We start from the raw sequence: 21,540 nt of genomic DNA, 5'->3' as shown, positions 1-21,540 counted from the left end.
GCATATTAACCAGCCGATGCTTCTCATGGGCTTACTTCTACTCCCCTAATTCCCCGCCATGACCTCCAACCTGCGTATTGCCATTTTGGGCTGCGGCAACATGGGCCAGGCCTTTGCAAAAGCCTTTCTGAACTACGACTTAGTAGCCCGCGCCGACTTGCTACTGCTGGGCCGCGACGACGTGCATTGCCAGCGCCTCACTACCCTAATGCCCGGCCTGCCCACCGGCACGCTTACGGTGGCCGTAGGCGAGTACGACATGGTGCTGCTGGCCGTGAAGCCCCAAGATTTTTGGCGGGCCGCCGAAGGCCTGCGCAGTGTGTTGCGTCCCCGGCAAATTGTGTTGTCTATTATGGCGGGTATTCCCATTGCGCGCTTGCAGCGGGAGCTAAATCACCGCCAGGTGCTGCGCGCCATGCCCAATACGCCGGCCCTGCTGGGCATGGGTATCACTGGTTTCTCGGCCTCGCCGGAGGTAGAGCGGAGCCGCTTGCACCAAGTAGAAAACCTGATTAACGCCACGGGTAGGTCAATTTTCTTGGAGGATGAAACCATGCTCGACGCCGTAACGGCCGTAAGTGGCAGTGGCCCCGCCTACTTCTACTACATCGTGCAAGCCATGATGCAGGCCGGTAAGGAGCTAGGCTTCACCGAGTCGGTAGCGGGGCTGCTGGTGAAACAAACCATGCTCGGGGCCTTCCACCTGCTCAACAACTCCGATAAGACAATCGACGAGCTAATTGGGGCCGTGGCTTCCAAGGGCGGTACCACCGAAGCGGCGCTGGGAGCTTTTCGCGCCGGTGGGCTCAGCGAAACCATTATTTCGGGCATGAAAGCAGCCCAGCAGCGCGCCACAGAGCTAGCTAAGGAGTAAGAGGGCGCAGAAGATGGCGGAAATAGCGAGGCGGGGTAAGCAAATTAATCCAATCCCTTAGTGTCAACGGCAGTGTTCGTAACTTCGCGGCACCGTTGCTGGTTGTAGCAACAGCTTCGCATTCGTTCCCGCCGGAACACCCCCGCGAAATCCTTTTACTCCGTTACATCCGCTATTCATGCTGGATTCCATTGAAGACGCCATTGCCGACATTCGCGCCGGCAAGGTGGTAGTAGTCGTTGACGACGAAGACCGCGAAAACGAAGGCGACTTTATCTGCGCGGCCCGCTGCGCCACGCCTGAGGTAATCAATTTCATGGCTACTCACGGCCGCGGCCTGGTGTGCGCACCGCTTATTGAGCAGCGCTGCGAAGAGCTGGGGCTGGAGCTGATGGTAGGCCGCAACACGGCTCTGCACTCTACGCCCTTCACCGTTAGCATCGACCTGCTAAAGAATGGCGTGACAACCGGTATTTCTGCCTCCGACCGTTCTAAAACCATCCTGGCCCTCATCGACCCCGAAACCAAGCCGGACGAGCTGGGCAAACCAGGCCATATCTTCCCCCTCAAAGCCCGCAAAGAAGGGGTGCTTCGTCGGGCGGGCCATACCGAAGCCGCCATCGACCTTGCTCGTTTGGCGGGGTTTGAACCGGCTGGGGTGCTCGTAGAAATTCTGCGCGAGGATGGGGAAATGGCCCGCTTACCCGAGCTGCGGGAGGTAGCCACCAAGTGGAACCTTAAGCTGATTTCGGTACAGGACCTGATTAAGTACCGCCTCGAAAAGGAAAGCCTCATCACCCGCGAAATTTCCGTGAAGCTGCCCACCGACTACGGCGACTTCGACCTGATTGCTTACACCCAGCGCAGCACCAACGCCCAGCACTTAGCTCTGGTGAAAGGCGATATTTCGGGCCCCGAGCCCGTGCTGGTGCGCGTGCATAGCTCCTGCGTTACGGGCGACATCTTCGGCTCCTGCCGCTGCGACTGTGGCCCTCAGCTCCACCGCGCCATGCAGCAGATTGAGCGCGAAGGACGCGGCGTGATTGTGTACATGAACCAGGAGGGCCGGGGCATTGGCCTGCTCAACAAGCTGCGCGCCTACAAGCTCCAAGAGCAGGGCCGCGACACGGTAGAAGCCAACTTGGAGCTGGGCTTTGGTATGGATGAGCGCGACTACGGGGTAGGCGCCCAAATCATCCGAGACCTGGGTATCTCGAAGATGCGCTTGCTTTCCAACAACCCCCGCAAGCGCACGGGCCTAATAGGCTACGGCTTAGAGATTGTGGAGTCGGTAGCAATTGAAGTAGAGCCCAACGAGCACAATGAGCGCTACCTCACCACTAAGCGCGACAAGCTGGGCCACACCATCCTCCACAAAGACCGCACCCCGCACCCCGATGTCGAGGCTGCTACCTCGGAGTTGTAGGCGGAGAGTAGCACAACAGAAGCCCCAGCCGGAAATTTTCCAGCTGGGGCTTCTTGTTTCATTAGAGATAGATGCGGCTGATTACCTGAAGCTATATATCCGCTTAGCGCGCCGGGGCGCACTATGTATCTGCTGCTGGGCAATGAGAGAGGCAGCAGTATTTGCGTGGGCTACACGGCGTACGTGTTGGAACTGAAGGGCAACTACCTGATTTTGATAATCAGGTATTCAGCGTCAAGGACCATAGCAACAAAAATGAGCTGACTATCGGCAACGTGACCATGACGTTTGATCCGGCACGGCATGTGTTGTCGTTGAACGATGCAGGCGGCCCGGAAAAAGCGGATGCATACGCCAATAAACCATTTAGGCCGTTCAAGCTGGTATTCCGGCAGGGGCAGTTTGTGCCGCTGCCGTAGCTGCTACCGAAATCCGCTGGTCTTCGTATCCTGTGGTATGAAACAGCTTCTCGGCCCATTCTTCTTGCTCCTGCTGTCCTTGGCTGCTCACGCCCAACGAACGGGCACGGGCTTCACCCAGCAGTTCAACCAAGCATCCGTGTTACTGTCTACCGGCGACACTCTCAGTGGCCCGCTGGCCCTGCACCGCTCCGAAGACATGCTCACTATGACTATGGCCGACAATACCGTGCGCACTTTGCCGGCCGTGAATGTGCAGAGCTTTGCTGTGCAAGGCGAGCGATACGACCGGCGCCGAGAACAGTACTACTACGATGACTTCTACTCCATGCGGCAGGGGTACTATTACGGGAGTCCTTTCTTTAACAGCATGCCCGTGCCACGCCGCCGCGAGCGGCCCGATACGGCCCTGGTGCGCGTGTTCCGGACCTACCGCTGGAACCGCGACAACGACTACAGTGACTTCCGTACCCCTGGCTTCTTTGAGCAGCTCAGCGGTGGGCCCATCATCTTGCTTCGGCGTGAAGGCCTGATTGAGCGACCCGTAAATTACAACGGGCCCATTGGTTACGGCGGCTATGGGTATGGGTCGCCCTACGGTGCCGGCCGCACCATGGGCTACTACACCGACGTTAAAGACAATTTCTACCTGGGTATGCCCAACGGGAACGTGCTCCCTCTGCGCAATCCTAAGAAGGACTTGCTATCCTATTTTCGCAACCATAACCGGCAGATTGAGCAGTACGTCAAGCAGAACAAGCTCAACTACACTGACCCCCGCGAGCTGGCCTACATTGTGAACTACGCCAACTCGCTGCAAAAATAGGCGGCACTTTACTTGTCTGCCGCATCGGGCAACTTGCCCCCACTCCAACGCACGATGGGGTAGCGCAGATGGGACTTTTCATAATACTCCGACTGGCGGTACACCCAATCGAGCTGGGCTGCCCCACTTGCGGCGAAGGCAGCGTTTTGCTGTTTCAGCTTTTCCAGACGCGCCCGCAGGCTGGGGTCTTTCCGCAGCAGATCGGCAGCTACGTCCTCAAACACGTAGTCAGAGAAGTACTCTTTCTGCTGCAAAATGCTGTCAAAGAAGCCCCAGGAGAAAAACGAGTCGGTGGCTTGGGGTTCTAGAGTTTCTACAAGGTAGCGCGCGGTAGGCTGGTTTAGCCAGGCTACGTAGTCGCCAGTATGGAAGGCAGTGGGTTGCTGCACCGTGCGTAGTTCCACTTGGGAGTGCAGGTAATGCCCCTCGTACGGGCGCGGCCCGGTTTTGTAGTCCTGAACATAATATACCTCGCCCGTCAGGGTCGTGTCGCGGGTGAGGCGGCGCAGGCTGGTACCGGCGCGGCGCAGGCGGTCTACTACTTCCGTCCAAGCCTGGGGGATGAGGTAGGCCTGGGGGCGCTGCACCGCCAGGGTAGGCCGGAAGGTGTTGTAGTACGGAATCTGGCGCGAGTAGGGAGCCTGGCGGTCGTAGGAGAGGCGGGGCTTATTGCTGATTTCACTGGGCGTAAGGCGGCCCTCATACCCCAGAAACGTGACCGTTTCGGCCGCTGTGGTGTCTAGCTTCCAGGCCAGCGGAAACGTAGTTTGGGCAGCTAGCTGGCTATCGGCTTCAGCACGGGCCTGGCCGATAGCGGCTTTGTCGTGCACTACGGCGCGAATCAGTAAGTCGAGGAAGTCATACTGAGCCTTTACCCGCGGAGTGTAGGCTTTCAGCATGTGGGTTTCGGTGATGAAGCCGATAGTATTGAACAGCGCCGTATAGCCGGAGGAGTAGCGGGGCGTCTCCAGAAAACCCACGAGGCCCCGGGCGTCGGGCGTGCGGCCCTCAAAGTCCACGTAGGGCGTCATGGGGGTGGCACGCTGCTGCATGCCACCGTAGAGCTGGGGAAGCAGCGTTTGGGTCATGTACTGACTCAGGGCCGGATGCAGCTTATCTTTCTGCGTAGCAATAAGAGTCATGGCGTACTGGTAGTCGGCCCCATCGGAGGTGTGCGTATCCACAAACACATCGGGACGCCAGCGGGTGAGCAGCTCGGCAAACGTGCGGGCATTGCGCGAGTCCTGCTTCACGTAGTCCCGGTTCAGGTCGAGGTGGCGGGCGTTGCCGCGGAAACCGTACGACTCCGGCCCGTTCTGGTTGGCGCGCGTGGTGCTGTTGCGGTTCAGGGAGCCATCCACATTGTAAATGGGAATAATAACCAGCGTAATATCCCGCAGCTGCTGCCGCAGTTCGGGTTTCTGCACGTAGTCGCGCGCCAGGGCCATGGCAGCGTCAATGCCTTCCGGTTCGCCCGGGTGGATGCCGTTCTGAATCAGAATTATGCGGCGGTTCTTGCTCCGCACCTTGGCCGGCTCAAAGGTTTTGTCTAGCCCTATTACCACCTCGTGCAGGGGTAGGCCGGCATCCGTGCCGCCTATTTCCCGCATTCGTATTTCTGGGTAAGCTTTGTCTAGCCGCTGGTAGTAGGCAATGCACTCGGCATAGGTAGTGGTGGTATTGCCGTTGCCTTTCTCGAAGGGGGTGCGCCAGTCAGGAGAGGAGGCGGGAGCCGCAAGCAGCAGGGTAGAAAGCAGGAAGGAGAGCATACGCAGGAGCCGCAATAAAAAATCATCCCCCGCAAAGCGAAGGATGACAAAGAAAAGGCAGAAAAGGGGAAGCGTCCTACTAACTATCCAGTCAGGACCGCCGCAAGCCATGAATAAGTAGGCTAATACAGCCGGCGACGCGGCGGGAAGATCAACTGGTCGACGCTATACTTACCAGGACCCGTAAAAAGCAACCCTAAAAATAAAAAGGCCGATTCCAGGGCGTGAGAGTAAGCCGCAAAGCCGTCTCCGGTACTCAGGTGCTGAAGAGTGGCTAGGAGCATGGTGGCCAGGAGCAGCGCACAGGTAAGGCGGAAAAACAAGCCAATGGCGAGCAGTTGCCCGCCCACGGCTTCGGCTGCGGCCGCCAAAAACCCCCAGAAAGCTGGGGCTATGCTCACGCCTATCACCTTCATGGCACCTCCAACCTGGGTCCAGGTTTCCATTCCGCCGATGAGCTTGGGGTAGCCATGCAAGGTGAACATAAACCCAATGCCCACGCGTAGCAGGAGCAAGCCAAGATCATGCGTGCGGTAGCGGTTTTCAAACAAAGCCATAGGCAAAGCAGGGAAAGGCCGGGCAGAACAAGAAAGGAATACAGGGCTGTAGTGTGCAGCTTGCGTTGGCAAAGTACCAGAAATATGCGGTTGCCCAACAAGTCGGGGCGAAACCTTACTGGTAAAGCAACACGCCGGTAATGCGAGCCGCGGGCGGAATATCAGCTGAGTTCATTTCCTCGGGGTGCTTGGCTGGCAGAGAGTTAGGGTCAATTACCCAGGCCATCTTGACCTCCCCCGATACGGCGGCGAAACCGGCCGGGGTGGGGCGCACCCGCGTGAGGCCAAGGTTCTGACGAGCCGCACCAAACGGCGAACCTACCCCAATGCCCTCGGCCGTGCGGTACTGCGAATCGTAGATACGAATGCGGCGCAGGCGAAACCCAGCGCTAGAGTCGCCAATGAGGTGAAGAATGGTGGGCGGCGCGGTTGGTTGCTGGGCGTCGCGCATCTCGTAGGCGGGCAGTTGCTTGCCATTATCGGTGTAGGTAGTGGCGCGTAGCAAGCTGGCGGGCACTACCTTTTTAATCTGCTCTTCCCGCATGCCCAGGCGCAAACGGCCGGCTTGGCCAGGGCTGAGCAGATGAAGAGAGTCGGGAACGGGGGCGCCCGCCAAGGGAGATGGAACGCCAGGCACCTTGGCTACGGCCGCAGCACCTGGCTCGACGGCGGCGGGGTCCGTGGCCCCATTCTCCGGCACAAAGGGTGGCGAGCCGGTATCGGTGGCGCTGCGGGAGTCGCAGGCGCTGAAAGCAGCACTTAGCACGGTGGCAGCCAGGGCCGGCAAAAAGGGCAAGAAACGGTTCAGCATCCTCTCCATACGCAGCCACAAGACAGGTTGTTAAGGTAGGCGCTCGGAAGAGGCGCCCACGCGTAATCGAATCGTAATTGACCGTCGGCACGTAGGTTGCGTACCTTTACCATCCTTTCCTGTTCACCTCTAGCCTAGTTGCCCGTGTCTGCCGAAGCCCGCAAACCGCTCATTCTTATCTCCAACGACGACGGCATTACTGCCCCCGGCATTGCTACCCTCGTCCGCGTCATGGCTCGTATCGGCGAGGTAGTCGTGGTAGCGCCCAATTCCCCGCAGTCGGGTATGGGCCACGCCATCACCATTGGCCATCCCCTGCGCCTCGATGCCAGCACCATCTTTCCCGGTATCGAAGCCTACGAATGCAGCGGCACCCCCGCCGATTGCGTGAAGCTGGCCAAACACTACGTACTGAAGGACCGCAACCCCGATTTGGTAGTGTCAGGCATCAACCATGGCTCCAACTCTTCCGTGAATGTGTTGTACTCCGGCACTATGTCGGCGGCCATTGAGGCGGCCATCGAAGGACTGCCAGCCATTGGCTTTTCCTTGTGCGAGTACGGCCACGACGCGGATTTCTCCCACACCGAGGGCTGGATTGAGCACCTCACGCGTCAGGCCCTGGAGCACGGTATCCCGGCCGGTACGGCTCTGAACGTCAACATTCCCAAGAATTCCGAAACGCCCATTGTAGGGGCTAAAATCTGTCGGCAGGCCCGCGCGAAATGGCAGGAGGAGTTTGATCTGCGCCACGACCCTCACCGTCGCCCGTACTACTGGTTGATTGGGGAGTTTGTGAACCTGGATAATGGTACCGATACCGATGAGTGGGCCCTAGCGAACAACTACATTTCCATTGTGCCCTGCCAGTTTGACCTCACAGCTCATCATGCCCTGCGCGACATGAACACTTCCTGGCAGCTACGGAGTACTCCCGTGGCCGAGCCTGCTGCTAAGCCAGCGCCCCACGTGGGCAGCGCCACGCCCGAGCCCGGTGAGTCGGCGGAGGGCCTCGGATAAGTGGCTCCATCTCACCACAACAAACCGCCCCGACTAGTAGTAGCCGGGGCGGTTTGTTGTGGTGAGGTATTTAGTAACGGGGAGAATGATGGGAGTGAAGCGGCTGGTGTTCGGGAAAACCGGGCACCTCCGAAACATGCTTGTGAGGCTCCGGAACATGCTTTCGGATGATGGGCACCGATGCCAAAGGGTGGGGTAGCGTAGAAGGCTGGTGCCCGCGCCACAGCAACACCACCAAGGCGGCCAACACGAGTGCCGCAAGCAACAGCTTTTTCATTGCGAGGAGTAGAAAGGGTAGTTATCAAATCTACTTTGCCTCGCATGAAGGCCGGGTGAATCTACTACTGGCTGACGCGCTGGGTAGCAGTAGTGCGGCGAGTGGCCGTTTTTTTGGTAGCGGGGGCCGGCGTCGTTTTGGTTTGCGTGCGGGTTGAAGAGTGGTAGTTGCCACTGGGGGTAGCCACGTTGTGGGTGCGCGCGGTGGTCCGGGTAGTGCCTGCCGCCGAGGATTGCGTGCTGGTAGTGGTTGTCTTTTGTTGAACAGCCTGGGCCTGGGCGCCCATCGTGGCAAGGGAGAAGCTTAGCAGAACGAGCAGCTTTTTCATACTACAAGGAAAAAAGAGGTGGGAGATATGAACCATATACGTAAACTTTTCCCGTATAGTCGTGCTTACTCGCTGCATTGCTAGGGAAACCGCAGCGCAAACGTAGTGCCCTTGCCTACCTCAGATTCTACCGTCAAATCAGCCTTGTGAAACTCGGCAATGGTTTTGGCAATGGGTAGCCCCAGGCCGTAGCCTTCCGGGGCCGCTGCCCCCGCCTGAAACCGCCGAAACCGGTCGAACAGGTGGGGGAGGTGCTCAGGCGCAATACCCGGGCCCGTATCCGTTACGGCCAGGCGGTAGCCGCTCCCCTCCGGCCGGCCGGTAATGGTTATGCTGCCGCCCCATTTGTTGTACTTGATAGCATTGCTGACCAAGTTGAACAGTAGCGTGAACAGCAGCGTGCGGTTAGCCTGGGGCAGTACGTAGTCGGGGCGCAAGTCTTCCAGCAGCTTCAGCTCCCGCTGGGTCAGGCGGTCTTCCAACTCGTTGGTTACTTCGGCCAGCACCGTAGCCACCGATACGGCCTCGTCGCGCAGGTACTGTTCGTTTTCAATGTTAGCAATTAGAAGTAGTGTTTTTACCGTGTTGCGCAGGCGGTACAGCGTCTTCTGCGACTCCACAATTTTGAGCGAGTGAGCGTGGCTAAGCTCCGGGTCTTGCAACATATTCTCGAACCTCGACTGCAGAATGCTCACCGGAGTTAGCAACTCGTGCGACACATTGGACATAAATTCCCGCTCTTTCTCGAAGGCCGACTGAATCTTGCGCATCATCGTGTTCAGGTCGTTATCGAGGCGGCGAAAATCGGTCGTAGCCGTATCAAGCGGCGTGTAGGAAAAGGCGGAAGGGTGGTGAACCCCTTGTAGCTTGCGGGTAATGAGCTGGCGCAGAGGCCGCAGTAGGTAGTGGGCAAAGGCGGCGTCGGTGAAAATGGTGATGGCGGCGCCAATGACGAGGACCCACAAGGCCATGCGGCGCAACGTATCCGTCAGTAGCTCCACCGTGGCCAAGGACGAGCCGATTTCCAGACGGTAGGGGCGGCCCTTGATGGTGAAGTGGTAGCTCAGAATGCGGAAGTCTTCAATATCATTGTCTACCTGCCGGGGCTCGTCGAAGATGCGCGGACTGGCCTCCGAACGGGCCGCCGCCGACAGCGGACCCAAGCTGATATATTCCTGCTTGAGAATGTTATAATCGGCGTAGGCCTCGCCTTGCACGAATGCCGATATGCCGTTGCGCCGGATGAGCTGCATGACCTCGGCCTGCTTTTCGTGCAGGCGCTCGTCGGTATGCGCTACGGCCACCCGGCTAACTACCGGCGGAATCACGACGGCCCCCAGCAGCACGAGCAGCAGCTTCGACAAGGCATTAAACAGGGCGAGCTTGGCTTCTAAGCGCATGGCCGTTAGCCCGCTTCAGTTACCCGGTACCCTATACCGCGCACCGTTTCCAGAAAATCGGTGGGTGCGAATTGCCCCAGTTTCTTGCGGATATTCTTGATGTGTACGTCAATGTAGTTAGAGTCGGAGTCGTCTTCCAGCACGTTGCCCCACAGGTGCTCCCCCAGTTGCAAGCGCGTGAGCACCCGGTTCTTGTGCAGGAGTAGGTAGTGGAGTAAGTCGAACTCCTTCTTGGTTAGGGACACGTCCTGGCCTTGGTAACGCAGGGTGCGTCCGGTCGCATCAAGCTGAAAGCCGTTGCCGAAGTCCAGCTCTTGGCGCTTCAGCCCAAACTTGCGCCGCATGATGGCCTGCATGCGGCTTTGAAGTTCAAGTAAGGAAAATGGTTTGGGCAAGTAGTCGTCGGCTCCCAAGTCCAGGCCCCGAATTCGGTCGTCGAGGGCGCCACGGGCCGTCAGGATGATAAAGGAGGCTTCCTGGGCATCGTTCTGGCGGGCTTCGCGCAGCAGGTCCAGGCCGTCGCCATCGGGCAAGCCCAGGTCTAGCAGCACGAAATCATAGCTATTCACGAAGATCTTCTCGGAAGCCTCGGCGTAGGTATACGCCGAATCGACAAGGTATTGGGACTGCAGCAGGAACTGACGTACCTCCTGGTGGAGGCTTTTTTCGTCTTCGACAATGAGCACGTGCATAAGAGAAACCGTAACGAATGATGCCCCAACATACGCACGACAGGCGTGAAGAGTGAATGAAGAGTGCGTACCAGGGTGCCAAACCAGTCGGTTCTCTCGGTGAAGCCGGGGTAGGCGCGGGGCGAATCGGAAGCCTTGCTGCATCCTTGAGCGCCTGGCTTCGTTACTCTGCTTACAGTTCAATCCTCAGTTCAACCCCACGCCCTGCACCCGGATGCCGCCGGAACTAGTCAGTATTATTATTCCCACCTACAAGGAGGCCGCTGGTATTGGGGCTTTGCTCCGCTATTTGAGTGCCAGTGCGGGCCCAGCTGGAGGGGTAGAACTGCTGGTAGTTGATGCGAACAGCCCTGATGCAACCGCCGAGGTAGCCCGGCAGGCAGGGGGCCGCGTGCTGGTGCTGAACCAGAAGGGGCGTGCCGCGCAGTTAAATGCTGGCGCCGCTGCCGCCCAGGGGCACATTCTGTACTTCCTGCACGCCGATACCTACCCCCCAGCCAACTTTCTACCCGCCATCAGGCAAGCCCTAGCCACTGGGGCCGGTAGCGGCTGCTTCCGCTTGCGCTTCGATCATCCCCACTGGTTTCTGCGGGCCAATGCTTGGTTTACGCGCTTCGATGTGGATGCCTTCCGGTTCGGCGACCAAAGCTTGTTTACCCGCCGGGAGGTGTTTTTGCAAGCGGGAGGCTTCCGGGAAGAGTTGCTGCTGCTGGAAGATCAGGAAATTGTGACCCGACTGCGACGGCACGGCGCCTTTCGGGTGCTGCCGCAGGCAGTGGTTACCTCCGCCCGCAAATACCTGGAAAATGGGGTGTTCCGGCTGCAAAGCATTTTTGCTTTCCTCTGCCTGCTCTACCGCCTGCGGGTACCCCAGCCCTGGCTAGCGCGCGTGTACAACCGCCTGATCAGGTGGTAGATTAGTGCCGCAGAAAGGCGCCCAGTTCGGTAATAGAAGCAATACCAAGCTGCTGGGCCTGTTGGCGGCGCATCAGGAGGGCGTAAGTATTGTTGAAGCCAATAGGAGCCAGCCACTCCAAGCCGTAGCGCCTGCGAAACTCCTGACGCACGTAGCCCAGCACGGCCGGCGAGGCGCTGCCTACCGAATCGAGGGTAGCGGCTGGGGGCTGCAGAATCACCAGCAACCCCGTGCCTGTGTATTCTGGATACAAGTCGATGTCGCCATTACGCAGCGCCTCGAAGCAAATGCTGGTGCCGCCCAGGCCAGTTTTGGTAGCTACATCCAAATCGGTATAGCCACGAATAAGGGCCGCGTACATCTCAATGAGAATGTATTGCTCGGCAAAGATTTTGGAACCCAGCCGGATAGTAGCGCCCCGTACCGGTTGGGGCTCGTGCCAGAGTCCCCGCTGACGCAGAAAATCCTGGGCTACGGCGCGCGGCGTTTCGTGTCGGTAATCGACGCGGTAGTTTAATTCGGTCATTACCGAGTCGGAAATCTGCCCGTTGAGGCGAGCTAGCACGGCGGTTAGTTCGGGGTGCTGGCGTAGTACTTGCTGGCGCACTACGGGTACGGCCTGGTAGGGCGGGAAGGCGCGCTGGTCGTCGTGTAGCACGCGCAAGTCGTAAGCACGGATGCGGCCGTCGGTAGAATACCCGTCGATAACGTCTACGTCGCCGTGGCGGGCTGCTTCGTACACCAGCGCCGGGGCCAGCACCACGGAGGCGGGCTTGAGGCCATACTTCTGGCGTAGGCCCGGCAGGCCATCGGCCCGGCCCACAAACTCAGGACTGAACCCCGCCAGCAGTCGGCTGGTAGCCCGAGGAACGAGCAGCAACCCTGCTAGGAGCGGGAGCATCAGTAGCAACACTTGGCCCGTACGCATAAGCTGGCGGGTAGGCTTGCGGGCGAGCCAGCCCAGGACCCCATCAAACAGCAAAGCCAACACAGCCGCCGGAATGGCTCCGGCTAAAATCATGGCGGGCTTGTTCAACGCAATGCCACCAAAAATGAACTCACCGAGGCCGCCCGCAGCAATGTAGGCGGCCAGGGTGGCCACCCCTACATTGATAACGGCCGCCGTGCGAATACCGGCCAGCAGCACCGGCAAGGCCAGCGGCAGCTCCACCTGAGTTAGCACCTGTGTATCCGTAAAACCTAGTCCCCGAGCCGCGTCTACCACAGCCGCATCTACGCCCTGCACGCCCGCCACCGTGTTGCGAATAATGGGCAGCAGGGAGTACAGAAACAGTGCAAGAATGGCGGGCTTCCACCCAATGCCGATGACTGGAATCAGAAAGCCAAGCAAGGCAATACTAGGAATGGTTTGGAAGACGCCCGCGGTGCCCAGTACCCACGGTGCCAGCCGCGGCCGCCGCGTGAGCAGCAGCCCCAAGGGCACACCAATCACTACGCCCAGCAGCAGAGAAGCCGCCGTGAGACCAATGTGCTGAAGGGTTTGCTCACCCAATTTGCCGGCCTGTGCTTGCCAGAAAGTAAAGAGTTCGGTAAGCATAGTTTAGGAGGTGCGCAGGCGTTGAATGGTCCGCCCAAAGGCCGTCATCAGGGTTGGTAAAGAGAAAGGAACAGGACCAGTCTCAGGCTGCTCGGGCAGAGGTGTTACCCATACCAAGGCAGGCGCCGTACTACCCGAAACGGTAGCATCAGCTGTGCTCAATAGCGCAATTGCATCTTGAATGCTTGCAATAGGTGATATGGTGTTACTGTCTGATTTATAGTTTGGTATGGATAGTGATTCATGATTAAAAACCGCGTCTGCCATTACGTCACATACCTGCAGGGTGCGGAGCTGTAAGGCAAGTTGCTCGGCTTCAAAGAACTGTCGTACGAAGTCGTTGGCAGGTTGGAAGAGCAACTCCCGGGGCGTGCCCAACTGCTGCACCTTGCCTGCATCAAGCAGCATGATTCGGTCGGCTAGTTCGAAGGCTTCAGTTACGTCGTGCGTAACGAGCACCACAGTTTTGCGACGCAGTTCCTCTAACTCCCGGAAGTCGCGCCGCACGCTGGCGCGCGTGATGGGGTCCAGGGCACCAAAGGGTTCGTCGAGCAGGATGATGGGTGGGTCGGCGGCCAGGGCACGGGCCAAACCCACCCGTTGCTGTTGCCCCCCAGAAAGCTGGTGTGGGTACTGCGCGGCGTAGCGCTCCGGAGGCAGGTGTAGGCGGGCAAGTAGAGCCTCGGTGCGGGCTGCCACCTGGGCCGCGGGATGGCCCAGGAGACGCGGCACTACGGCAATGTTATCGCCTACCGTGTAGTGGGGCAGGAGGCCTACTTGCTGGATGACGTAGCCAATGCCCCTGCGCAGCGCCGGGGCCGCTTGGCTGCGCACGTCTTGGCCCTGTATGTACACCGCCCCAGTGTCTGGCTCCACTAGGCGATTAAGCATGCGCAGCAGCGTCGTTTTGCCGCAGCCACTAGGGCCCAGCAATACCAGCGTTTCGCCCGCCGCTAGCGTAAAGGATACGTCTTGCACCACCGTATGACGGCCGTAGTGCTTGGTGAGGCCGCGGGCTTCAATGGCGGGCGGAACAGGAGAAGGCATAGGTGTAGAGGCTGACAGACTGGTAAGGTAGGTAGATACCCATCATCTGCGGCAGCCTCACCTACCAGGAGAAATAAAGCAGCGTCTATTTCGGGTTGAGCACACTGCGTATCTTGGCTGCTCTGAACCTTGCTATGATGTTACCACAACTTCTTCGCCGCGCCCTGCTACCTCTTGCTTTGCTGGGCTTCGTCCGTACCTCTACGGCCCAGGTATACACCCAAACTGATCCACTGGCCCACACCTTTTCCATTGTGGCCCGCGACCCCCAAACTGGTGATATGGCCGTGGCTGTGCAAAGCCATTGGTTTTCGGTGGGCACGTCCGTAAGCTGGGCCGAGGCTGGGGTAGGGGCCGTTGCTACCCAATCCTTCACCAACAAGTCGTTTGGTCCTCGTGGCTTAGCCCTACTGAAGAGTGGCAAGTCGGCCCAAGAAACGCTGGATGAATTGCTCCGCACCGACGAAAGCCGCGAGGTGCGCCAAGTAGCCGTCATCGACAACCAGGGCCGGGTGGCTACCCACACCGGTGCTAAGTGCATTGATATGGCCGGCCATCAGCAAGGGCCGCAGTTCTCGGTACAAGCCAATATGATGCTCACCAACAAGGTGCCGGCAGCCATGGCCAGCGCCTACGAGCAAAATGCCAAGCTGCCTTTCGCCGAGCGTGTCGTGTCGGCGTTGGATGCGGCCCAGGCTGCTGGCGGCGACGTTCGGGGCCGACAATCGGCGGCGCTACTGGTTGTGCGGGGCAAGCCTGGGGCCGGCGTTTGGGAAGATCGTGCAATTGACCTGCGGGTAGACGATGCCGCCGACCCATTAAAGGAGCTAAGTCGCCTTCTGCGTCTGCACCGCGCCTACGAGCACATGAACGCTGGCGACCTAGCCGTGGAGAAAAATGACGTGCCCGGTGCTATTCGCGAGTATGAAGCAGCCGAGAAGCTTTTTCCTCAGAACCTGGAAATGAAGTACTGGCACGCCATCAGCCTTGCCAACAAGCAGCAGGTGCCCCAGGCCATGAAGCTTTTGCAGCCTATTTTCAAGCAAGACCCCAACTGGCGTACCCTTACGGAGCGCCTACCCAAGGTAGGGCTGCTTACCGTAAGCGCCGCGGAGCTGAAACAAATCCTGAGCTTGTAAGGCGGAGAAGCCTCGTCGCTAAGGAGCCTTTCCCATTGTATCATTACACGCCTACCTGATACTTTTTTTCATGAACAAACTTTCACGCCCTGTGCTGTGGCTGCTCACTGTGCTTATTCTGGGTACTGCTTTCGGCCCGAAGGCAGGGCAGCGCTACACCAGTGCCCCCGACACGGTTGTATATATTGTGCGCCATGCTGAGAAGGATCTGACCCCTAACTTACCTGACCCCGCCCTCACGCCGGTTGGGCAGGCGCGGGCCTTGGCATTGCGTAAGCGTCTGGCTTCCCGCCCCAGAATCAGGGGTATTTTCAGTACAAATACTGGCCGCACGCGAGCTACGGCGCAACCCCTGGCTGAGCGTTACGGGCTACCTATTGAAAATTATGATGCCAAGCAGCTCCCAGCGCTGGCGGAACGCATCAAGCGCGACTTTCGCGGCCAAGCAGTGCTCATTGTTGGGCATTCCAATACCATTCTCGAAACTGTAGAAGCTTTTGGCGCCGCTCGTCCCGTAGCCAGCATTGGCGACGACACGTATGATTATCTGTTGAAAGTCACTATTCCAGGGAGTGCAGCAGGGCCCGCTACGGCCGTGGCGGAGCATTACGGTGCTAAGCACTAACTGAGCCCGCCTGCAACCTAGCTCACATTTCCTGCTACTTTTAGCCGTCCATCTTCCTTTGCAGGCCGATGGGCGGCTTTCTTTTGTCATTTCTCTCCTGCCATATGCGTACATCTCTCCGCCGCCTAACCGTAGGTGCTCTGGTTCTGCTCGGTGCTGCCGGAACTGCCACCGCCCAAACGGGCGCAACCAAAATCGACTCCTTAGCCATCCGCAAAATCTACGATGAGGCGCTGGCTCGCGGGCAGAGCTACGAAAACCTGCGAGAACTCACGGGCACCATTGGGGGCCGACTAAGTGGCTCACCCGAGGCCGAGAAAGCTGTGCAGTGGGGCAAAATCACCCTGGAAAAAATGGGGGTAGACCGGGTGTACTTGCAAGAAGTAATGGTACCGCACTGGGTACGTGGGGCCAAGGAAAAAGCCACCGTGAAGGGCAACAAGGGCAAAGGGCTAACCCTAAATGTTTGCGCTCTGGGCGGCTCAGTAGGCACCAATGGCAAGCTGAGAGCACAGGTGGTAGAAGTGCGTAGCATGCAGGAGCTAGCAGCCCTGCCCGATGAAAAGGTAAAGGGTAAGTTTGTGTTCTTCAACCGGCCAATGAACCCGTTGTACGTAGAAACCGGCCGGGCCTACGGCGAGGCCGGCGACCAGCGCCGCAGCGGTGCCATTGAGGCGGCCAAGCGTGGGGCCGTAGGAGCCTTAGTGCGCAGCCTCACCCTGGCCCACGACGATTTTCCCCACACGGGTACCATGGCCTACGATAACCAGGTAACCAAAGTGCCGGGCGCCGCGCTCAGCACCAATAGTGCCGATGAGCTTAGCCAACTGCTCAAAGCTGACGCTGGCCTAACGGTGGAGCTGGAAATGGCCTGTCAGACCTTGCCCGAGGTGAAAAGCTACAACGTGGTGGGCGAAATAAAGGGCTCTAAGTACCCCGATGAAATCATCACCGTTGGTGGTCATCTTGATTCTTGGGACCTAGCCCAGGGGGCTCACGACGACGGTACTGGTTGCGTACAAAGCATTGAGGTACTTCGCCTGCTGAAAGCCACGGGACTCCGGCCAGAGCGTACGGTGCGGGCCGTGCTGTTTATGAACGAAGAAAACGGCACCCGCGGTGGCAACAAATATGCGGAGCTAGCCAAAGCAGCCAACGAGAAGCACATAGCCGCTATGGAGTCGGACGGTGGTGGCTTCACGCCCCGGGGGTTCAACGTGGAGGCCCCCGAAGCCACGGTACGGCGTCTGCAGCAGTGGCAGCCCCTGTTTCACAGCTACGGCAGCGCTGATTTTTCGGCGGGTCATGCCGGCACCGATATTGGGCCTCTAAAAGGGCAGGCCAAAGCCCTCATTGGCTACGAATGCGACTCTCAGCGTTACTTCGATATTCACCACACGGCCGCCGACACATTCGATAAAGTAAACCGCCGCGAATTAGAGCTTGGTGGAGCGAGCATGGCTTCCCTTGTGTATTTAATCAGCAAATACGGTCTGTAATCTGGCTAAGGATACAAAAGAAAGCCCCGCTACTAATTAGTAGCGGGGCTTTCTTTTGTACATAACAAGGCTGAATTATTCAGCGCTGGCGTTTTTCTTCGGGCGGCCAGGGCGCTTACCGGTGCTGCTAGTAGCACGTGGCTTACGCTCCTTTTTTTCGATGCGATAGCCGGGCTCCAGCATGGTATTGATTTCGGAAAGCAACTCGTTTACTTTGGCGAAGCTTTTACGAATTTGGGTGATAACGGCTTCGTTATCTTCGGCGCTGGCTAGAATTTGCTGTAGTTTGTTAAGGTCAGGAGCTGCCATGAGTATTCTTATTGTGAGAATTTTGTAGTGCGAACCAAAATTGATGTATTTTTTTATTTGCTGCAAATATATTTATCCATGCCCTGCGTTTTTTGGAGTAGCCTAACAAGAACATTAACGTTCCTGGTAGGAAAAATAAGAATGCAGCATGAAGATAAATACAATCAAGTTTACGCAACCGCGTGAGGTAAGTTAGTGCTCTGCATAAAATAATTGTGGGCTCTTAGCAGCTAATAAGGAATTTTTCTTTAACTACTCATGCGTTTGAATGCTCAGTACAACAATCTGGTAGTGGATAAATATAGCAAGTAAACGATATTTGTTAGAATATTATAAGCAATCAATTCTGCGCGTGTGCCAAGCTGTAGCAAGGTCTGAGGCGAATAGATGTGGTTGAACTAACTAATAAACTAGCTTGGCCACCTGTGAAGATAAGCTCGCGTAATTGTTAGGGCTTATGCATACGGTAATGCATCAGCTACTGGAGGTAATGGATATGGGCGGAATATATGATCTAGTCGGTAAAATCAGCTTAAAAAGCAGGTTGTTGTTTCTATGTATTTACCACACTTGTAGCGCCCGGTTCCTATAGGCTTCTTCCTAGCATCATCTTGCTGCTTTCTATTTCTTTTAGTGGGCAGCTCGCCGAAGCTTATCAGGTTTATAAGTTGTTTGTGCAATGATTGATCAGGAGTGTATTAATCACCGTGATGCGCCCGGTTGCTTAGTGCGCAATGAGTGGGCGCGCTTTCTATGCTTGGTTATTGCAGCTGTAAATCACTGATTCCTTTGTATAATTTTATTGCTGCATCCTGCTGATCTATAATGTACTGCATATGCACCTCTAGCTGTTAAATTATGCATAAGTAAGAAAGCTGATAGTATATTGACAGGGCTCGGAAGGTTTCAAGCATACTTTCGGTGTATAAACATTGTATAGGAAAAATCTATTAGTAGTGCAGCACTTATCAATAAGCATATTCTATAATGCAGCAAGTTCTTCCAACGAAGTTAAGATTGATGAAATCGATTGCATAATTAGAATTGATATGAGTGATATGAAATTTTAAGAATGTTATACCATATAAGTAGGTAGTAAAAAGCGTAGCATGTATTATAATAGGCTGGCAGTTTGTGGGTAGGAAGTGTGGCTTAGCAAAAACCAGCGCAGGGTATGGGGTACCGCTGGGTTTGTTGTACCTTGGTAGCTGCTAGAGAATAATTCCGAATTACAGTTTTTCGCTTGCGTTTCTATTCTTACGTTTTGAAGGCAGTAGCCCTGTTGGCGCTATGGGGAGGCAGTGGAATAGGCGCCACTGCGGGGCCCACGCCAGTTCGCTACTGGGTAACCTTTCGGGATAAAGCCGGCCAACGCTTTTCCCCCAGCCACTACTTTACCCCGGAAGCTCAGGCCCGCCGCCGCCGCCAGCACCTGCCCGCCGCTGACAGTACCGACTACCCTGTTCGTCCCGACTACGTGGCGCAGGTACGAGCCTCTGCGGACAGTATATTCTATGTGAGTCGCTGGCTTAACGGGGTGGCTTGCCGAGCTTCTTCGGCGCAGGCCGCTGCGCTGCGTCGGTTGCCGGGCGTACTGGCTGTGGAAGAACTAAGCACTCCTGCTTTGCTACCTGCTAGCAAAGCTGCCTCCGCCGTAGCCGAAGGCTCAATGTACTTGTCAGCAGCTGACCGACAGTTGGCGCGCCGTCAGACGACTAGTCTCGGGAGCAACGATTTCCAGCGCAACCATTTGGATGGGCAAGGAGTGCGGATTGCTATCTTCGACGTGGGCTTCAACTCCGCCGATCATCATCGTGCATTTGCCCATATTCGCCGTCGGAAGGGCATTGTGCAAACGTATGACTTCCTACGGCACACGCCTAATGTATACCAGGGAGGCTCGCACGGAACCGAGGTACTGTCGTGTATTGCAGGGCGCCTGCCTGATAGCACCTACCTAGGGCTGGCCCCGCAAGCCGAATTTCTACTGGCCCGCACGGAGCAGATGTACCGGGAACGGTACGCAGAGGAATTTGCTTGGCTAGCCGCCGCCGAGTGGGCAGACCAAAACGGGGCCGATATCATCAACTCCTCCTTGGGCTATACTACCCGGCGCTACTTCCCCGAGCAAATGAACGGCCGCACTAGCCTAATTGCACGGGCTGCCGAACTAGCGGTGCGCAAAGGTATCTTGGTGGTAAACGCGGCTGGTAATGATGGCGATGACAGGCATTGGCGCACGGTGGGGACCCCCGCCGATGGCGACTCCGTACTAGCCGTAGGAGGCATTGACCCCGATACTTTCCTGCACATCGATTTCAGTAGCTATGGGCCCACTGCTGATAAGCGCCTCAAGCCCAACGTGGTGGCCTTCGGAACGGTGGTAGCAGCTGCTCCTGGTGGTTACGTGCACACCCAGGGAACTTCGTTTGCTAGTCCGTTGGTAGCCGGTTTTGCTGCCTGTGTGCTGCAACAGAATCGGAACTTGCCCGTGATGGAGCTGTTCCGCCGTTTGCAAAGCGGAGCTAGCTTGTATCCTTATTTTGACTATGCCCACGGGTACGGCATCCCTCGGGCAGCAGCCTTTACCCAGCCAGTTCCAGCGCCGGCGGCCACGTTTGATTTTGTGGAGCAAAAGGATTCCATGCTGGCCGTTATCATCCGGCCCGAAGCGGCCCGCGTGCCCGCTCGCCTGCTACCACTCTACGCCGATTCTGCCGCGTCCGTTACGCCACCCGCCGACCCTGGTAAGCTTGGGCGGGAAGAAGGCCTTCCTACTACGCCTAATGAAGAAGACCCGGCTGATCCTACTCCCATTGCCACGGCGGCAGCTCCGCCAGAATACCTGTACTGGCATATCGTAAACAAGCGGGGCGTACTGCGCCGCTACGAAGTAGTAGAAGTAAGCCAGCGGGTAATTCTGCGCTTATCCTTGGAACGCCTACAGCCCGGTGACGTGCTACGCGTGCACTACCGCGGCTACACCCAATCATACCCTGCTCCATGAGGATGAAGTCTTTCGCGCGCATCCTGTTGGCAGCGGTGCTTTTGAGTAGCTTGACGGCCTCAGTTGCCCAGGCCCAGCGTGTGCTGCTCCGCTCCGTAACGCGTTTTGATACGGTAGAAACGCGCACGGGCCCTAACCGAGCTTTTTTTCAGCATGCCTATGTAGGGTATGCTCCCGTGGTAGGGCGCTCTAAGAATTCGGGAGCCGAGTTGCGTAGTTTTAGCTCTGCGGAGCTATTTGCCGGAATGCGGTATAAATTCCGCCTTTCACAGCAGGCTGCCGTGGGGTTTGATGTACGTTACGTGCGTCTAAACTATGCCTTGGTGCAAAACGCCCAGAAAGTGCTGCCTAACGCTACCACTCATCACTCCGAAAATCTGGTGATTCAGCAGGCAGTACTGGAGCCATATATGCGCCTAAACTTCGGGCGCCGGGGCAACGTAGTTGGGCGCTATCTGGATCTGACGGCTGGAGCTGGTTGGGTTTTTGGTACCTTGCACACCTACCAGGACAGAGGCGGCAGCAATAGGGCGAAGCGGACTATAGTAAATGAGCGGGGATTGGACTATTTGGAGCGGTGGCCCCTGACAGTGGGTGCGCGCTTAGGCTCGGGTCGTTTGGTGGCAGTAGGCCGCTACCGGCTCACGCACACTTTCACGCCCAGCGCCCGCACGTTCTATCCCGAGCTACCCCGCGTAGTAATAGGATTAGAGCTTGATATAATATAAAGCTGAGGAGGTAAGGCAAAAAAACAGTATTGGAAGCCGCATAATACCGTGAAACCACGGCAGTTTTAAGAACAGTAAATGCATTTGACGCGTAAATAATCGTAAAAAAAGCGGGTGTTGTGGTGGCTGGTTTTTACATAGAGTCAGCACAGAGACTACCACACCAGCCCACATAGATTCTCACATAACCTCCAGTTGTTTTTTACGGTACAGGGCTCTTGCCCGCTGTTCTGGTATAAAAATGGCTAGGCCGACCTCTTCATCCGAAAAGGCTATCGGAGGTTTTGTAATTTGCCGAACTGATTAGAAGATG

21 protein-coding genes are annotated in these 21,540 nt (G+C 57.1%); 11 read left to right on the top strand and 10 right to left on the bottom strand.

Features of this window, described 5'->3' with window-relative positions; genetic code table 11:
• Positions 1–70 precede the first annotated feature (70 nt).
• From proC to CHB83_RS01785, 4 genes are all read left to right on the top strand, one after another.
• Positions 71–874, top strand: a complete 804-nt coding sequence (gene proC / locus CHB83_RS01800) for a pyrroline-5-carboxylate reductase (RefSeq protein ID WP_045689311.1) — start codon at positions 71–73, stop codon at positions 872–874.
• 178 nt (positions 875–1,052) lie between these two features.
• The gene (locus CHB83_RS01795; RefSeq protein WP_089331469.1) at positions 1,053–2,300 is read left to right on the top strand and encodes a bifunctional 3,4-dihydroxy-2-butanone-4-phosphate synthase/GTP cyclohydrolase II; all 1,248 of its coding nucleotides are present in this window, start codon (positions 1,053–1,055) and stop codon (positions 2,298–2,300) included.
• Between the two features lie 161 nt (positions 2,301–2,461).
• Positions 2,462–2,719 carry a hypothetical protein gene (locus tag CHB83_RS01790; protein WP_045689296.1) on the top strand — a complete coding sequence of 86 codons (258 nt, stop codon included), beginning with the start codon at positions 2,462–2,464 and terminating at the stop codon, positions 2,717–2,719.
• A 37-nt stretch (positions 2,720–2,756) separates the two neighbouring features.
• Positions 2,757–3,545 (top strand): hypothetical protein, encoded by a 789-nt coding sequence (locus tag CHB83_RS01785; RefSeq protein WP_089331468.1) that lies wholly within the window; start codon positions 2,757–2,759, stop codon positions 3,543–3,545.
• Positions 3,546–3,553: 8 nt separating this feature from the next.
• On the opposite strand, the gene CHB83_RS01780 is transcribed toward CHB83_RS01785, so the two are convergent.
• The 3 genes from CHB83_RS01780 to CHB83_RS01770 all read right to left on the bottom strand — a co-directional run bounded on the left by CHB83_RS01780 (position 3,554) and on the right by CHB83_RS01770 (position 6,682).
• A complete protein-coding gene (locus CHB83_RS01780; protein WP_179225428.1) occupies positions 3,554–5,314 on the bottom strand; it encodes a M14 family zinc carboxypeptidase in 1,761 nt (586 codons plus the stop codon).
• 122 nt (positions 5,315–5,436) lie between these two features.
• Positions 5,437–5,871 (bottom strand): DoxX family protein, encoded by a 435-nt coding sequence (locus CHB83_RS01775; protein ID WP_089331466.1) that lies wholly within the window; start codon positions 5,869–5,871, stop codon positions 5,437–5,439.
• A 115-nt stretch (positions 5,872–5,986) separates the two neighbouring features.
• Positions 5,987–6,682: a hypothetical protein gene (locus tag CHB83_RS01770; RefSeq protein ID WP_089331465.1), complete on the bottom strand. Its 696-nt coding sequence runs from the start codon at positions 6,680–6,682 to the stop codon at positions 5,987–5,989.
• A 138-nt stretch (positions 6,683–6,820) separates the two neighbouring features.
• Between CHB83_RS01770 and surE the strand changes: the two genes are divergently transcribed.
• Entirely contained in the window at positions 6,821–7,702 is an 882-nt protein-coding gene (surE, locus tag CHB83_RS01765) for a 5'/3'-nucleotidase SurE (RefSeq protein ID WP_045689301.1), read from the top strand.
• Between the two features lie 70 nt (positions 7,703–7,772).
• Here the strand turns inward: surE and CHB83_RS01760 are convergent, their stop codons facing one another.
• The 4 genes from CHB83_RS01760 to CHB83_RS01745 form a co-directional block, all read right to left on the bottom strand.
• On the bottom strand, positions 7,773–7,979 hold the full coding sequence (locus CHB83_RS01760; protein ID WP_045689302.1) for a hypothetical protein: 207 nt from the start codon (positions 7,977–7,979) through the stop codon (positions 7,773–7,775).
• 64 nt (positions 7,980–8,043) lie between these two features.
• Positions 8,044–8,307 carry a hypothetical protein gene (locus tag CHB83_RS01755; RefSeq protein WP_089331464.1) on the bottom strand — a complete coding sequence of 88 codons (264 nt, stop codon included), beginning with the start codon at positions 8,305–8,307 and terminating at the stop codon, positions 8,044–8,046.
• Between the two features lie 80 nt (positions 8,308–8,387).
• Entirely contained in the window at positions 8,388–9,707 is a 1,320-nt protein-coding gene (locus CHB83_RS01750) for a sensor histidine kinase (RefSeq protein WP_089331463.1), read from the bottom strand.
• 5 nt (positions 9,708–9,712) lie between these two features.
• On the bottom strand, positions 9,713–10,399 hold the full coding sequence (locus CHB83_RS01745) for a response regulator transcription factor (protein WP_045689305.1): 687 nt from the start codon (positions 10,397–10,399) through the stop codon (positions 9,713–9,715).
• A 214-nt stretch (positions 10,400–10,613) separates the two neighbouring features.
• On the opposite strand from CHB83_RS01745, the gene CHB83_RS01740 reads away from it, so the two are divergent.
• The gene (locus tag CHB83_RS01740) at positions 10,614–11,315 is read left to right on the top strand and encodes a TIGR04283 family arsenosugar biosynthesis glycosyltransferase (protein WP_089331462.1); all 702 of its coding nucleotides are present in this window, start codon (positions 10,614–10,616) and stop codon (positions 11,313–11,315) included.
• Position 11,316: 1 nt separating this feature from the next.
• Here CHB83_RS01740 and CHB83_RS01735 read toward each other — a convergent pair whose 3' ends face one another.
• Together CHB83_RS01735 and CHB83_RS01730 are read right to left on the bottom strand one after the other, a co-directional pair.
• A complete protein-coding gene (locus CHB83_RS01735) occupies positions 11,317–12,873 on the bottom strand; it encodes an ABC transporter permease/substrate-binding protein (RefSeq protein ID WP_089331461.1) in 1,557 nt (518 codons plus the stop codon).
• Between the two features lie 3 nt (positions 12,874–12,876).
• Positions 12,877–13,920, bottom strand: a complete 1,044-nt coding sequence (locus CHB83_RS01730) for an ABC transporter ATP-binding protein (RefSeq protein ID WP_089331460.1) — start codon at positions 13,918–13,920, stop codon at positions 12,877–12,879.
• A gap of 134 nt (positions 13,921–14,054) precedes the next feature.
• Between CHB83_RS01730 and CHB83_RS01725 the strand changes: the two genes are divergently transcribed.
• The 3 genes from CHB83_RS01725 to CHB83_RS01715 all read left to right on the top strand — a co-directional run bounded on the left by CHB83_RS01725 (position 14,055) and on the right by CHB83_RS01715 (position 17,183).
• Positions 14,055–15,059: a DUF1028 domain-containing protein gene (locus CHB83_RS01725; RefSeq protein ID WP_317044766.1), complete on the top strand. Its 1,005-nt coding sequence runs from the start codon at positions 14,055–14,057 to the stop codon at positions 15,057–15,059.
• Between the two features lie 70 nt (positions 15,060–15,129).
• Entirely contained in the window at positions 15,130–15,684 is a 555-nt protein-coding gene (locus CHB83_RS01720) for a histidine phosphatase family protein (protein ID WP_089331459.1), read from the top strand.
• A 104-nt stretch (positions 15,685–15,788) separates the two neighbouring features.
• Positions 15,789–17,183, top strand: a complete 1,395-nt coding sequence (locus tag CHB83_RS01715) for a M20/M25/M40 family metallo-hydrolase (protein ID WP_179225427.1) — start codon at positions 15,789–15,791, stop codon at positions 17,181–17,183.
• 75 nt (positions 17,184–17,258) lie between these two features.
• On the opposite strand, the gene CHB83_RS01710 is transcribed toward CHB83_RS01715, so the two are convergent.
• Entirely contained in the window at positions 17,259–17,492 is a 234-nt protein-coding gene (locus CHB83_RS01710; protein WP_055562410.1) for a hypothetical protein, read from the bottom strand.
• Positions 17,493–18,735: 1,243 nt separating this feature from the next.
• On the opposite strand from CHB83_RS01710, the gene CHB83_RS01705 reads away from it, so the two are divergent.
• Complete coding sequence (locus CHB83_RS01705; protein WP_179225426.1) at positions 18,736–20,499, top strand: S8 family serine peptidase; 1,764 nt, start codon at positions 18,736–18,738, stop codon at positions 20,497–20,499.
• Positions 20,500–20,501: 2 nt separating this feature from the next.
• The gene (locus tag CHB83_RS01700; RefSeq protein WP_045688013.1) at positions 20,502–21,227 is read left to right on the top strand and encodes a hypothetical protein; all 726 of its coding nucleotides are present in this window, start codon (positions 20,502–20,504) and stop codon (positions 21,225–21,227) included.
• Positions 21,228–21,540: the final 313 nt, after the last annotated feature.

Source organism: Hymenobacter mucosus (assembly GCF_900188255.1).
Classification (GTDB): Bacteria; Bacteroidota; Bacteroidia; order Cytophagales; family Hymenobacteraceae; genus Hymenobacter; species Hymenobacter mucosus.
This window is presented reverse-complemented; position numbering and strand designations above follow the sequence as displayed.